Origin of the sequence: Pseudonocardia sulfidoxydans NBRC 16205, from assembly GCF_007989085.1 — a bacterium.
GTDB lineage: Bacteria > Actinomycetota > Actinomycetes > Mycobacteriales > Pseudonocardiaceae > Pseudonocardia > Pseudonocardia sulfidoxydans.
In genome coordinates, this window is the sequence record NZ_BJVJ01000073.1 from 14,119 (window position 1) to 27,305 (window position 13,187).

Annotated in this window: 12 protein-coding genes and 1 tRNA gene; 7 read left to right on the forward strand and 6 right to left on the reverse strand. The window is 67.9% G+C overall.

Translation table 11 applies throughout. The features are described from left to right. Positions 1–749 precede the first annotated feature (749 nt). The gene (locus PSU4_RS25080) at positions 750–1,049 is read left to right on the forward strand and encodes a hypothetical protein (protein WP_147113378.1); all 300 of its coding nucleotides are present in this window, start codon (positions 750–752) and stop codon (positions 1,047–1,049) included. 956 nt (positions 1,050–2,005) lie between these two features. Here the strand turns inward: PSU4_RS25080 and PSU4_RS25085 are convergent. Then, entirely contained in the window at positions 2,006–2,485 is a 480-nt protein-coding gene (locus PSU4_RS25085) for a helix-turn-helix domain-containing protein (RefSeq protein WP_147113380.1), read from the reverse strand. A gap of 157 nt (positions 2,486–2,642) precedes the next feature. Between PSU4_RS25085 and PSU4_RS25090 the strand changes: the two genes are divergently transcribed. Continuing rightward, positions 2,643–3,077, forward strand: coding sequence for a plasmid replication, integration and excision activator (locus PSU4_RS25090; protein ID WP_147113383.1), 435 nt, complete (start codon positions 2,643–2,645; stop codon positions 3,075–3,077). 145 nt (positions 3,078–3,222) lie between these two features. Here the strand turns inward: PSU4_RS25090 and PSU4_RS31555 are convergent, their stop codons facing one another. Beyond that, complete coding sequence (locus PSU4_RS31555; RefSeq protein ID WP_186817169.1) at positions 3,223–3,387, reverse strand: hypothetical protein; 165 nt, start codon at positions 3,385–3,387, stop codon at positions 3,223–3,225. A 474-nt stretch (positions 3,388–3,861) separates the two neighbouring features. Between PSU4_RS31555 and PSU4_RS25095 the strand changes: the two genes are divergently transcribed. The 4 genes from PSU4_RS25095 to PSU4_RS25110 are packed head-to-tail and all read left to right on the forward strand — an operon-like array spanning position 3,862 to position 8,304. Then, positions 3,862–5,079, forward strand: a complete 1,218-nt coding sequence (locus tag PSU4_RS25095; protein WP_507763236.1) for an FtsK/SpoIIIE domain-containing protein — start codon at positions 3,862–3,864, stop codon at positions 5,077–5,079. Beyond that, on the forward strand, positions 5,076–6,749 hold the full coding sequence (locus PSU4_RS25100) for a replication initiator (RefSeq protein ID WP_147113389.1): 1,674 nt from the start codon (positions 5,076–5,078) through the stop codon (positions 6,747–6,749). The genes PSU4_RS25095 and PSU4_RS25100 overlap by 4 nt, the downstream gene beginning before the upstream one ends. Further along, positions 6,746–6,934, forward strand: a complete 189-nt coding sequence (locus PSU4_RS25105; RefSeq protein ID WP_147113392.1) for a helix-turn-helix transcriptional regulator — start codon at positions 6,746–6,748, stop codon at positions 6,932–6,934. Before PSU4_RS25100 ends, PSU4_RS25105 begins: the two co-directional genes overlap by 4 nt. Further along, positions 6,934–8,304, forward strand: a complete 1,371-nt coding sequence (locus PSU4_RS25110; protein ID WP_147113395.1) for a tyrosine-type recombinase/integrase — start codon at positions 6,934–6,936, stop codon at positions 8,302–8,304. The genes PSU4_RS25105 and PSU4_RS25110 overlap by 1 nt, the downstream gene beginning before the upstream one ends. A gap of 130 nt (positions 8,305–8,434) precedes the next feature. On the opposite strand, the gene PSU4_RS25115 is transcribed toward PSU4_RS25110, so the two are convergent. The 4 genes from PSU4_RS25115 to PSU4_RS25130 form a co-directional block, all read right to left on the reverse strand. Continuing rightward, positions 8,435–8,508 (reverse strand) — tRNA-Leu (locus PSU4_RS25115). 45 nt (positions 8,509–8,553) lie between these two features. Next, positions 8,554–9,936 (reverse strand): NAD(P)/FAD-dependent oxidoreductase, encoded by a 1,383-nt coding sequence (locus tag PSU4_RS25120; protein ID WP_147113399.1) that lies wholly within the window; start codon positions 9,934–9,936, stop codon positions 8,554–8,556. Between the two features lie 121 nt (positions 9,937–10,057). Beyond that, complete coding sequence (locus tag PSU4_RS25125; RefSeq protein WP_246115325.1) at positions 10,058–10,753, reverse strand: uracil-DNA glycosylase; 696 nt, start codon at positions 10,751–10,753, stop codon at positions 10,058–10,060. 10 nt (positions 10,754–10,763) lie between these two features. After that, entirely contained in the window at positions 10,764–11,717 is a 954-nt protein-coding gene (locus PSU4_RS25130; protein ID WP_147113405.1) for a Ppx/GppA phosphatase family protein, read from the reverse strand. Positions 11,718–12,072: 355 nt separating this feature from the next. On the opposite strand from PSU4_RS25130, the gene PSU4_RS25135 reads away from it, so the two are divergent. Further along, the coding region (locus PSU4_RS25135) for an acyl-CoA dehydrogenase family protein (protein ID WP_222596390.1) at positions 12,073–13,187 on the forward strand (1,115 nt) is incomplete at its 3' end.

The window sequence follows — 13,187 nt, forward strand, 5'->3', positions numbered from 1 at the left end:
CGAGCTCAACGCAATGGTCTTCCGCCGAGATAGACCTCCCGTCGCATAGGGCCCGACAGTTGTGGCCCAAGTCCTCGCGACTGACCGTCGTTCACCTCCACACGATGGGTCTCGGTACTCATCTCGGAACGGTGCCAGGCTCGGCGGAACCCGGGGGTTCAACGCGTCGACCGCGTTCGACTTCCTAGGTCCACGAGGCTCATGTACCGTCCCCAACCACTATGGGCAGAGGGCGGGCCGAGAAGAAGTTCCATGACGATGGCGGTCGCGATGACGACGGCACCGCGGGTGTCCACGAGCCGCTCTCGCCAATTCCGCCAGGCCCGAGCGATGCCGGAGCGAAGGCGACGCCTGCCTCCGTGCTAGAGCTACCCAAGAGGCGAGGACCCGACTCCGGGAATACCTGGGCCGGATAGCGTGGCCGCGCAGCGCCGAAGGTTCGACGTAAGTCGCGAGGGCTGCCTCTCACGGGTCGTGTGCGCTCCGCGTCATCCCAGTGGTGATCCTGTCATCCTTGGCGCCAATGCGACCCTGGTAAATGCCGGGCTGCATGGCTGGCCCCGCCGGCCGCGCGCGGGCCGGAGGCAGGAGCGCGCGAGTCGAGCGGGGCCGCGCCGCCGCAGGCGGCGCCTTGACCTCATAGAGGAAGATTCGGCAACAGGTTGGGTGACTCACTGTCAGGTGAGACCAGACAGGTGGAGTGACTCACGGCCTGCGATCCTAGTCGACCTGGCGCTGAGGAGTGCGGCGTGACCAACGAAGTACACCGCAAGACTGTCCCGTTGACGCAGAATGAGCTAGATGCTCTCGCCAGCGCACGGACTGCAGGCACGGCTTTACACAAAGCCCTCACTGACTATGCGGGGCTTACCGCTGCACGATCCGTTGCCAGCACTCTTCACGCAATATTTGCCCTTGGCCTTGCTGAGCTCGACAGACGCGCATTGGCCCATGGGTACGATGAGCTGGCGGCCGAGGATGATGTTGAGCGCCACGCCTACATCGCATCGGTGCGCAGCCGTCGTCGCGATTACCTCGATGAGTCATAATCCATATCGAACTAAGCTCGTAGCTGCCTGGACTCCCTGCTCGATTATTCGATAGCCAGAGAGGTGCACCTGCATCGGATTTCCCAAAACTACATGGTAGTGGCCGTTCGGCTGGCGAAGCGCTAGGCCACCCACCTTCTGCAGATCTTGCACCGCGAACCAGTACGAATCAGGCGGAGCGCCCAACATGCCCGCTCGCTGGGTGACGGGCCGCGGTAGCCCGGCAATTAGAATTGGGACTCCGTCATCGGTCCCGATGTCGATCCGATAGCTAACGCCAGCCGGCCCACGGTCAATCATGTACCGAGGGGCAGAGGTGGCGAATGGCGGCGGCCATTGCTCAGGTACGAAGACATAGCCGCCGTACGCGACAGCCAGCTCGTCTAAGCCGCCCACATACTGAGTCGCAACTTCCAACCTCGAACACCCCTTTGAGTCCCCCACCTTGGCAGCGAACAGCTAGTTGACCCATGTCGATCGACCCGGGTTCGACAAGACAGCGTCCACAAATCGGCGCAGCTCGTTCTGCAGACTTGACAGATCGTCCGGGAACGCCCAGTCACCAAGCCATAAGACGCGTTCGTCGCCGTGCTGGGCACAGTATTTGACTGTTACAGCGGCTTTGTAGGCATTCCAATCTAGCGCCAACTCGTGCGACATCCGACCAGCGACGGCAAACGTCAGCGCCGGCGCAATATCCGGAAAGAAGAGAACGCCACGCCCGGTATCGACTGCGTACCCCTGAACCGTGCTTTGAGCCGCATCGTGCGCGGCGCGCGGCAATGAACACCCCCTTACGATCGCGAGGTAGCGGCCAGCATCCTGAGTCGACGACAATTCATTGGGCGATGAGAATCGCGCACAAAATGGTCGCCCCGTATCCTTCGTCATAACTGCGCCACTCCCCGAGATGACCTCCTGCGACTGCGTCACTCTCCAAATGACCCCTAGTGCAACTACGCGGAAATCTCTCCACTCAAGTTGACAACCATATCCATGCGATGCAGCGGGTGATCGAAATCAACGTCATGCGGCGACAAGAAGTCGCCCATCCAGTTTATGCCAACGACAACAACGAACGGGTGTCGATCTATCCACGCGCCGGCGGCGCGTAAGAGGTCGGCCTCCTCTGAGCCCGTGAAGGTGACGAGCTTCTCCGTGTCGCTCTCTTCCACCCGGACGGGCCCATGATGGGTCAGTAGACCGTCACGCTCGCCATCGGCGCGCGCCGCGCTGCCATCAGTGATCGACCCACGCGCGAGGTCTTCGACCGAGATGTGGAGCGCGTCAGCGATTGCGACGGCCACGAGCAGGAGCGGCTGCTGCTCCCCCGCCTCGTACCGCCGAATCTGACGCGTATCGACCCCCGCCGCCCGTGCCAGGTCAGCTTGCGACAGCCCAAGTGCGGCACGGCGTTGACGGATCACGTCGGACATCTCCACTCCACCATCTTCTGAGGACTTGCTAGTCCTTGACAACCGGACTACTAAGGCAGCACTATCGGACTATAAGGTCCGGTCAGCGGACGGGCGAGACCTGTTGCCGTCAAGTCTCGCTCCCGGGCCGACCTCACACCGAGCAAAGGAGGCGCCAATGGCGATCAAGAGCAAGTTTCAGGTGTCGATGGGCGATGTGTTCCCGCACGGGGCCTACGTGGTCTCGGAGGTCGAGGCCGTGCGCGACTTCGACAAGTCAGCGCCTGGTCGCCCAGTGCAGCAGCTGGACAAGGAGTCGGGGTTGCCTGTGTGGTCGGTCTCCGTGCTGGACGCCGACCCTGAGGCGCGGCGATCTGACAAGACGGTCGTCGTGAAGATCGCCTCGACGCATCAGCCCGTGCCACCGGAGGCCATCGCCGGGATGCCGTTCCGCCCTGTGGAGTTCGACGGGTTGACCGTGACTCCCTACGTGGCAGACAACGGCAGCCGACCTCGAGTGGCCTACAGCTTCCGCGCTTCTGGAATGCGTGCTCCCGCGGGAGGCTCGTCGAAGCCCTCGCCGCGCTCCGGTTCGCAGTCGGACGCTGCCTGAGGATCGTGCCGCGTTCCGCGAAGTGGAGGGGAGCCCGATTGCGGCGGGCCCCCCTCCGATCTCCACGTGCTCATCGCGCCTGATCAGGCAACTCAGAGACTCGGAAGGACACCGAGGCTAGATGATTCGCAGCCAGACCCCTTCATCACCCTTGCTCGTTCGCAACGACCGAGCGCCAACCGGTTCCGTCCAATCGATCGTCGATGCCGCCCTGTGCCGACTCAAGGAAGAGTGTCAACGCGTCGAGACGTCCGGCGTTGTCGATGGAACTGATCGAGCCGCGCGAGCCGACCGGCTCGCCGAACTTCACACCCGAAGGGCCCGATGGTGGCGGGTCCTGTGGCGACACGAGGCGACCAGGCGTCGGTCCGTCTATCTCGACGCGGTCGCTGGCGCCGAGTGGCACGAGTGGGAACAGGCGGCGTACTGGCGCCGATCTGCCTCAGGCTGGAATGCCGCTGCCGAGGGGTCGACCGAGGCAGGTGCCTAGATGAATCCTGGCACCCTTCTTGTTGTCATTTGTATTTTAATCCTTGGCATTAGGATCATGGCGGCCTTCGGTCGCGCCGTACTGACCCTCATCGAATTGGTAGCGATGGTTTCAGCCATCTTCGTTGGAGTGTGGCTGGCCCTCCGTGCGCTTGGGCGAGGGCTCCGTCTCGTGGTCAAGCACTGGCGTACGAGTACTGCAGCCTCCTTAACACTTTTATGGCTGTCTGCTCTGGGATTACATTCTCTACTCGTTGTCGTCGCCGGATGTGGCGCAGCACTGCTGACATGGCGGATGATCTCCGGAGCAACGTGGGAACGCTGGGTGGGTAGATCGGTGCGAGAATGGTGGTGGCGGTGGTTTGTTTATGGCCGAAATCTCCCGTCATGGCTCGCCGCTTGCGGCCTAGCCGTTCCGCCACTCGATCGGCGTAGTCCAGCGCTGGTGCCCGGCATTATAGGCCTCCGAATGAGCCACTCCTGGGACGAAGTACGCGTGAGACTGGTTCCAGGCCAGACGCCGGAAGACGTGGATCAAGCAGCACGCCAACTCGCAGTCGCTCGGGGAGTGTCACGCTGTCAGGTACGAGAGCTAAGCCCAAATATCGTATCAATTGACTTTCAGCGCTTCAACCTCTTAGGAGAGGTTGTCAGTGCCCCCTCGCTGGCACACCTAGCATCGGTCCACGGTAATGAAGTCGATCTGAATCGAGTCTGGTCAGGCAGGACTGAGTACGGTACGGACTGGTTTCAACCACTTCTCGGCGGGCACACGCTAACCGCAGGGTCGACCGGGGCGGGTAAGAACTCGGTGATGTGGGCGCCAATTGTGGCGCTCGCCCCGGCGATTCGCGACGGTTTAGTGCGAGTCTCTGGGATCGACCCCAAGGGAATGGAGCTGGCGTACGGACGGAGAGTCTTCCACCGCTACGCCGCCAACAGCCGCGAAGCCTTAGCACTTCTCGACGATCTCGTCGCGGAGATGGAAGCCAGGAAGAAGGCAACGGCTGGACAGCTCCGCTCGGTGAAGATCACGCGCGACACCCCGCTTGAGTTGCTGGAGTTCGACGAAATCGGGGCATTGCTTCGATACGTTGGTGATCGGAAAATTCGCGAAGCATTAGCCGAGCGAGTGGCTCTACTCACAACGCAGGGCCGCGCTCTCGGGATGACAGTGCGGGGCTATGTCCAGGAGCCTACGAAGGACACAGTTCCTGTCCGGGATCTTTTCCCTCGACGAATTTGTCTTCGTGTGGCGTCAAAGTCGCATGTGAGCATGGTGCTCGGCGATCATGCATACGAGCGCGGCGCTTGGGCGAACCGAATCAGTGAGGCGGAGCCTGGGGTGGGATACCTGTTTGGTGAAGGCCTGCGTGAACCGCTTCGTGTCCGAGCTGGCTGGGTTCCAGACACGACGATCGCGGAATTAGAGCAATTCCTGTCTGTTCATGAGGGTGCCCAGAGCGAGGCTGTGACGACCGGCGTTCACCTCAGCACAGGCGGTGGAGAATGACCCCCTCCGAGTACTTGACGAACGGTCTGCCCGACGGGCCGATCGACCAGTCGGCCCTGTCCCGGGCGCAGAAGGCGCTCCTGGCCCTGTCCGACGACGTCGCTCAGCAACTCGCCGAGGACCACGGCGTCTGCGTCCGTCCGCTTGCCCTACGCCGGATCGAGCTGTCCACGGGTCGCGTTGACGTCGTCCCCGTTCCCTGCGGGTCAACTCGGGAAGACAAGTGCCCACCGTGTGCGGAGAAGGCGCGGCGGCTGCGAATGGTCCAGTGTCGGCAGGGTTGGCACCTCGAGGACGAACCGATCGTGAGGCCGGCCGATCCCACGGAGGCACAGAAGGAGCTGATGGCCGTCCGCGCGGACCTGCACGCCGCGCACGCCCTTGCGAGAGAGGCCGGGGACGAGACCGAGTGCGAGAACATCGCTGACAGTGTCGCTGATATCGACGCGGAGTTGCGCACCCTTGGGGTCCGAGGCCGGCTCGCTCCGCTCGACGCCCCGGGCCAGCTCCCGATCAAGCGTTCGACGAGGCGCCGGCAGGACGCGCCAAACCTGCCGCGCCGGCCCGTGGAGAACCGCACCGTCGGGACTGTCTACGGCGGGCGCTACCGGCCCTCGACCTTCCTCACGCTCACGCTCGACTCCTACGGCCGCGTCGACAAGAACGGCGCCGCCCTCGACCCGGACCGCTACGACTACCGTCGAGCAGCTCGCGATGCGGTCCACTTCCCGAAGCTGCTCGATCGGTTCTGGCAGAACACCCGCCGCTGCGTCGGCTGGGACGTCCAGTACTTCGGAACCGTCGAACCACAACGCCGTGGGGCACCGCACTTCCACGCCGCGATCCGGGGCACGATCTCCCGCGCCGAACTCCGCATGATCGCTGCAGCGACGTATCACCAGGTGTGGTGGCCCAACCACGACCACCCCACCTACAGCGGCGACCACGTGCCGCGCTGGGACGCCCTCGCCTCCGCGTGGGTCGACCCTGACACCCGCGCCCTGCTCCCGACCTGGGACGAGGCGACCGACCCCGACGCGCTCGATGCGCCGGCTCACACGGTGACGTTCGGGGAGCAGGTCCACGTGAAGGGCATCCTCGGCGGCACCGAAGAAGCCGGACGCCACATCGGCTACCTGACCAAATACCTCACCAAGTCCGTAGGCCAGGCCGCCGGCCTCGACGACACCGCCACCTCGCGGCAGCGCGCGCACGCCCGCCGTCTCGCAGCCGAACTCGCGGTCACTCCGTGCTCGCCGCAGTGCCCGATCTGGCTCCTCTACGGGGTGCAACCCAAGGGCTCGCGCTCGTCGATGGTCCCCGGGGTGTGCAAGGGCAAAGCCCACCGACCCGAACACCTCGGCATCGCCGGCCGCCGCGTCCTCGTCTCCCGCAAGTGGTCGAACAAGAGCCTCGCCGACCACAGGGCAGAACGGTCGGCGTTCGTTCGGCAACTCCTCGCCAAGGCCGGCGTCCAGCCCGCCTACGCCGTCGATGACGGGCCGTTCGAGTGGGAGACCACCAAGGCCGGAGACCCCGACGTCCCACCCCGACCCGTCTTGCTCCTGCACGCGATCCATCAACGCCAACGCTGGCGCGCCGACTACGACGCTGCCGTCCTGGCCGCCACCGACCCCGACTGTTCGGCAACCGAGAGCGAGGCAGCATGAGCAGGGCCAACGAGCGACTGACCGTCGCCGAGCTGTGCGCCGACCTCGGTATCTCACGCTCCACGTTCTACGACTGGCGCGCGAAGGGCCGGGCGCCGCGCTGCATCAAGCTCCCGAACGGTGACCTGCGCATCCGCCGTGTCGAGCTGGAGCGCTGGCTCGACGATCGTGAAGAGGCCGCCTGATGGAGACCTCCTACGACGTCCGCATCTGGAAGACCGAGCTGTACACCGGCGCTCGGACCTCGACGCACACCGTGCGCTGGACCGTGGCCGGCCGCCCGTGGCGAGAGCCGTTCAAGACCGCTGCTCTTGCGGACGCGTTCCGGTCGGCGCTCGTCACCGCGTCCAGGCAGGGCGAGGCGTTCGTCGTCGACACGGGCCGCCCTGTCTCGCAAGATCGCGCCGACCGTGCCGTGCGGTGGCTTCCGTTCGCGCGCGACTACGTGACGATGAAGTGGCCGCGGCTGGCGCCGAACTCGCGTCGGAACACCGCTCGGGCGCTGACCAACGCGACTCTCGCGCTGCTGTCCTCGGAACGGGGCCGGCCGACCGACGCGGAGATGCGGACGGCCTTGACCTCCTGGGTCTTCAACCGGCGCGCCGACGAGTCGCGGATGCCTGCGGAGGTCCGTCGCACGGTGACCTGGCTGGATCGCAACACGCGTTCCGTCGGCGATCTCGCCCAGGCGTCCGTCGTGCGCTCCGTTCTCGACCAGCTCTCTCGGCGGACCGACGGCACTCCCGCTGCGCCTGCGACCGTCCAGCGTCAACGTGGTGTCGTCGTCAACGTCGGTGAGTACGCGGTCGAGCGTGGTCTCCTGCCCCGGAACCCGGTGACTGCTGTCGCGTGGCGGGCTCCGAAGACGGTGAAGTCGGTAGATCGCCGCGTCGTCGTCAACCCGCAGCAGGCCCGCGAGCTTCTCGACGCGGTCGCCGAGCAGAAGCCCAGCGGCAGGTCGTTGGTCGCGTTCTTCGGGTCGCTCTACTACGCCGGGCTGCGCCCCGCTGAGGCCGCGACGCTGAGGACGACGAACCTGGTGTTGCCCCAGGCAGGCTGGGGTGAGCTGCTGCTCGAAGCGTCGACGCCGGCTGCCGGCGCCTCCTGGACCGACAGCGGTCAGCGGAGAGAGGAGCGCCAGCTGAAGCATCGTGCTCGCGGTGAAACTCGGATCGTGCCGTGCGCGCCGGCCCTGACCGAGCTGCTGCATCTTCACCTCGAAGAGTTCGGCAACGACGCTAGCGGCCTTCTGTTTCGCGGTGTGCGGGGTGGGCAGCTCGCCGAGAGCACGTACTGCCGGGTGTGGCGCAAGGCCCGGACCGACGCCCTCACACCTGCTGAGGACGCGTCTCCGCTCGCGCGCCGTCCCTACGATCTCCGGCACGCGGCGGTGTCGACGTGGCTCAACGCCGGCGTTCCGTCGACCCAGGTCGCCGAGTGGGCCGGACACAGCGTCGCGGTGCTCCACCACATCTACGCGAAGTGCATCGTCGGTCAGGACGAGCTGTCCCGCCGGCGGATCGCGGCTGCGCTCGACGAGACGCCCGATGCGTGAACCTTCAGCGCGTATTCAGCGTGGACACCCGCTCAGCGCCGGTGAACGCCGCACACACCCGGACTCGGCAAGATCGCGAGTCGAAAGCGTTATTGCTGCTCAGAGTGCGATTTTCCTGCTCCGGACCCGGTGCCCCCGGTGGGATTCGAACCCACACTGTGACCCTTTTAAGGGGCCTGCCTCTGCCGGTTGGGCTACGGGGGCGCGGGGTGCAGCCTACGGGCGGCACCCCGCGCCACCGGGAGGTGCTCAGGCCCCGCTGGAGACCTTCTGCTGCGCGGTCTCGGTCGCAGCTGCGTCCTCGGCCGGGAGCGGCTTAGGCTGGGGCGGGCCGGCGACGCGGCTGAACTCCGCGCGGGGCTCGTGGATCTGGCCGAGCGCGACGACCTCGCGGCCGAGGACGAGGGCGCCGGTCCAGTCGAAGACGATCCGGATCCGCCGGTTCCATGTCGGCATCCGGCTGACGTGGTAGGTGCGGTGCATGAACCAGGCCACGATGCCGCGGAGCTTGATGCCGTAGATCTCGGCGACGCCCTTGTAGAGCCCGAGGCTCGCGACAGAGCCGGCGTAGGAGTGCCGGTACTCGGTGAGCTTGCGGCCGCGGATGTGGGCGACGAGGTTGTCGGCGAGGACCTTGGCCTGGCGGACGGCGTGCTGGGCCGAGGGGCTGGTGCGGGCCTCGGGGTCGTCCTTGGACAGGTCGGGCACCGAGGCGCAGTCGCCGGCGCTGAAGACGTCGGGCATGCCGACGACCTGGAGCATGGCGGTGCAGTCGACGCGACCGCGGGCGTCGCGGGGCAGGTCGGTGTGCTCGAGCATGGGGCTGGGCTTGACGCCGGCGGTCCAGATGATGGTGTCGGCGTCGAAGGACTGGCCGTCGTCGAGCTCGACGTGTCCGTCCACCATGGACACGACGCGGGTGTCGAGGTTGACCTCGATGTCGGCGTCGAGGAGGCGTTCGACGGTGTAGCGGCCGAGGGTGGGGCCGACCTCGGGCATGATCCGGCCGGAGGCTTCGACGAGGACCCAGCGGATGTCCTCGCGGTTGACGTTCTCGTAGTACTTGCTGGCGTGGCGGGCCATGTCGGCGAGTTCGGCGAGGGCCTCGATGCCTGCGTAGCCGCCGCCGACGACGAGGAACGTCAGCAGTTTGCGACGCATCCGCGGGTCGGTGGTGGTGGCGGCCGCGTCGAGCCGCGACAGGACGTGGTTGCGCAGGTAGATGGCCTCGCCGACGGTCTTGAAGGCGATGCCGCGTTCGGCGAGCCCGGGGACGGGCAGGGTCCGGGCGACGGAGCCGGGGGCGACGACGAGGACGTCGTATCCGATGGTCGTCTCGGTGCCGCTGACGAGGTCGACGGTGACCTCGCGTTTCTCGTGGCTGATCGCGGTGACGCGGCCGTTGACGTGGTGGCACTGGCGCAGGACGCGGCGCAGCGGCACGACGACGTGGCGGGGTTCGATGTTCCCGGCGGCCGCCTCGGGGAGGAACGGCTGGTAGGTCATGTGGGACTGCGGGTCGATCACCGTGATGTCGGCTTCGCCGCGGCGCAGCTTCTTCTGCAGGCGCAGTGCGGTGTACATGCCGACGTAGCCACCGCCGACGATGACGATCCTGGTGGTCCGAGCCATGCCTCGATGGTCCCACCCGAGGCGCCCCGGGGCACAACCAGAACGACCGATCGTGTTAGGGCACACCCCTGTGATGGTCAAGACGCCCGTTCGGGTGAAGGTAGGTGTAACGAGCGGTGGGTCAGTCGTCGAGGATTCCGGCGGCGCGGCCGGCGGCCCTGAGCACGTCCTCGAGCATCGGTGCCGTCAGTGTGCCGGTGAACGTGTTCTGCTGGCTGACGTGGTAGCTGCCGAACAGGCGCAGGGTCCCTGACGAACCGGTGAGGTCGACCTGGGCGCCGTGCCCGAACTTGGGCCGTGGTCGCGGGACGGTCCAGCCGTTGGCGTGCAGGACGGGCAGCAGCGACTGCCAGCCGAAACCGCCGAGGACGACGACGGCGCGCAGGTTCGGGGCGAGCAGGGTGAGTTCGGCGTCGAGCCACCTGCCGCACGTGTCGCGTTCCGACGGAGTGGGCTTGTTGGCGGGCGGCGCGCAGTGCACGGGCGCGGTGATGCGGGTGCCGTAGAGCTGCAGGCCGTCGTCGGCGGAGACTGCGGTGGGCTGGTTGGCGAGGCCGACAGCGTGCATGGCGGCGTAGAGGAAGTCGCCGGAGCGGTCGCCGGTGAACATGCGGCCGGTGCGGTTGGCGCCGTGCGCGGCGGGGGCGAGGCCGACGATCAGCAGCGACGCGTCGGCGGGCCCGAAGCCGGGGACGGGCCGGCCCCAGTAGGTCTGGTCGCGGAACGCGGCGCGTTTCTCGGTGGCGACCTTCTCCCGCCAGGACACGAGCCGGGGGCAGGCACGACACTCGGAGACCTGCTCGTCCAGCAACTCCAGAGCGTGCACGTCAGGCGATCGAGCGGGCGATCCCGTCGAGGATGTCGTGCTCGGACACGACGATCTCCTCGATGCCGGTGCGCGCGGCCAGCTCGTCGGCGAGTACGGAGACGATGATCGAGCCGGCGGCGATGACGTCGACCCGCCCGGGATGCAGCGCACCCATGGCCTCGCGTTCGGGGCGGGTCGAGGTGACGAGGCGCTCGGCGAGCGCGTGCAGGTCGGAGCGGGCGAGCCGGGAGAGGTGGACCGCGGAAGGGTCGTACTCCGGCAGGTCCTGAGCGATGCCCGAGAGCGTCGTGATCGTGCCGGCGACGCCGACCCAGGTCTTCGCGCCGTCGAGGGGCACGGCGGCGAAGGCGTCGGCGAGGATGCCGGCGGCGACCTCACGGGCGGCGGCGACGTCGTCGGCCGTGGGCGGGTCGCCGGGCAGGCAGCGCTCGGTGAGCCGGACGCTGCCGACGTCGACGGAGCGGGCAGCGCGGACGGTGGCGGTGCCGTCGTCGGACAGGTCGCCGATGACGAGCTCGGTGGAACCGCCGCCGATGTCGACGACGACGAACGGGCCGTCGGCGGGGTCGAGGTCGCCGACGGCGCCGACGAACGACAGGGTGGCCTCCTCGTCGCCGGAGATGACCTCCGCGTCGGCGCCGAGGACCTCGCGGACCATGCCGAAGAAGTCCTCGCGGTTCGACGCGTCGCGGGTCGCCGAGGTGGCGACCATGCGGACACGTTCGGCGCCCTTGCGGCGCAGGACGGCGGTGTAGTCGACGAGGGCGGCGCGGGTGCGTTCGATGGCCTCGGGGTCGAGGCGGCCGGCGGCGTCGACGCCCTTGCCCAGGCGCACGATCCGCATCTCGCGGTGGACGTCGCGCAGGTCGACACCACCGGAGCCGGTGGTCACGTCGGCCACGAGCAGGCGGATGGAGTTCGTCCCGCAGTCGATGGCGGCCACGCGGGGCATCGGGTCTCCTCGGGGATCGCGGACCGGTCGCGGGCAACCGTACGCGGCGCGACGGCGGATCGTCCTCGGACGGCCCCGTCGGGCGGTCGGCGCGGCTACCCTCGCAGGCGTGGTCAGCGGAGAGGCGCACGGGGGCGGACCGGCGACGCGGGGGGCCGCGGGCACACGCGGTGCCGCGGACGATCCCGAGGGCACCCGGTCGTCCGGCACCGCACGACACCGGGAGGACTCTCCCGCCGCGGAACGGACCGCGGTCCCGTCGCCGCGCCCGCCGGATACCGAGACGACCGAGACGTCCGGGACACCCGAGACTCCCGGGACACCCGAGACTCCCGGGACCCCTGAGACGTCTGGGATGTCCGGGACCTCTGGGACGAAGAACGTCGGCGAGGCGATCTCCGGCCCTGCCGTGGCCCGGCCCCGCCCGACCGCGCCGGCCGTGCAGACGCCGGTCCCCGCCGCGCCCGGCACCGACCTCGGCACCCACGAGGTCACCAACCAGCCGCCGCCGCTCGCCGGGTTCGACCCGCTGGCCTGCGACCCCGCCCTCGTCGACGCCGTCGAACGCGAGGGCGCGGGCGGCGCGCTGCCGACGTTGGCGCTGCTCGGCGAGAAGGTCGCGTCGGAGGAGTTCCGCGAGCACGCCCGGCTGGCCAACGAAAACTCCCCCGTCCTGCGTACCCACGACCGGTACGGCCGGCGGATCGACGAGGTCGAGTTCCATCCGTCCTGGCACGCGCTGATGGGGCTGTCGGTGGGCTGGGGGCTGCACGCCGCGCCGTGGCAGGCCGCACCGGGCACGGGCGCGCACGTGGCCCGCGCGGCCGGGTTCTACCTGGTCAGCCAGCTGGAGCAGGGGCACTGCTGCCCGATCTCGATGACGTACGCGTCGGTTCCGGCGCTGCGCCACGACCCGGCGCTGGCGGCGTCGTTCGAGCCGGGGCTGACCGCGCGGATGTACCAGCCGGGGCTGGCACGCCCGGGCAGCAAGACCGGGCTGCTCGTGGGCATGTCGATGACCGAGAAGCAGGGCGGGTCCGACGTGCGGGCGGGCTCCACGGTCGCCACCCCGTCCGACGACGGCACCTACCGGCTGACCGGCCACAAGTGGTTCACCTCCGCCCCGATGAACGACCTGTTCCTGACGCTCGCGCAGGCGCCGCGCGGCCTGACGTGCTTCGTGCTGCCGCGGGTGCTGCCCGACGGGTCGCGCAACGCGATCCGGCTGCAGCGGCTCAAGGACAAGCTGGGCAACAGGTCCAACGCGTCGGCGGAGCTGGAGTACGACGACGCCGTCGGCTGGCGGCTCGGTGAGGAGGGGCGCGGCGTCGTCACGATCATCGAGATGGTGTCGATGACGCGCCTGGACTGCGTGCTCGGCTCGGCCGGGACGATCCGCGCCGCGCTGTCGGAGGCGGCGCACCACGTGGCGCACCGCAGCGCGTTCGGGGAGCGGCTGGCCGACCAGCC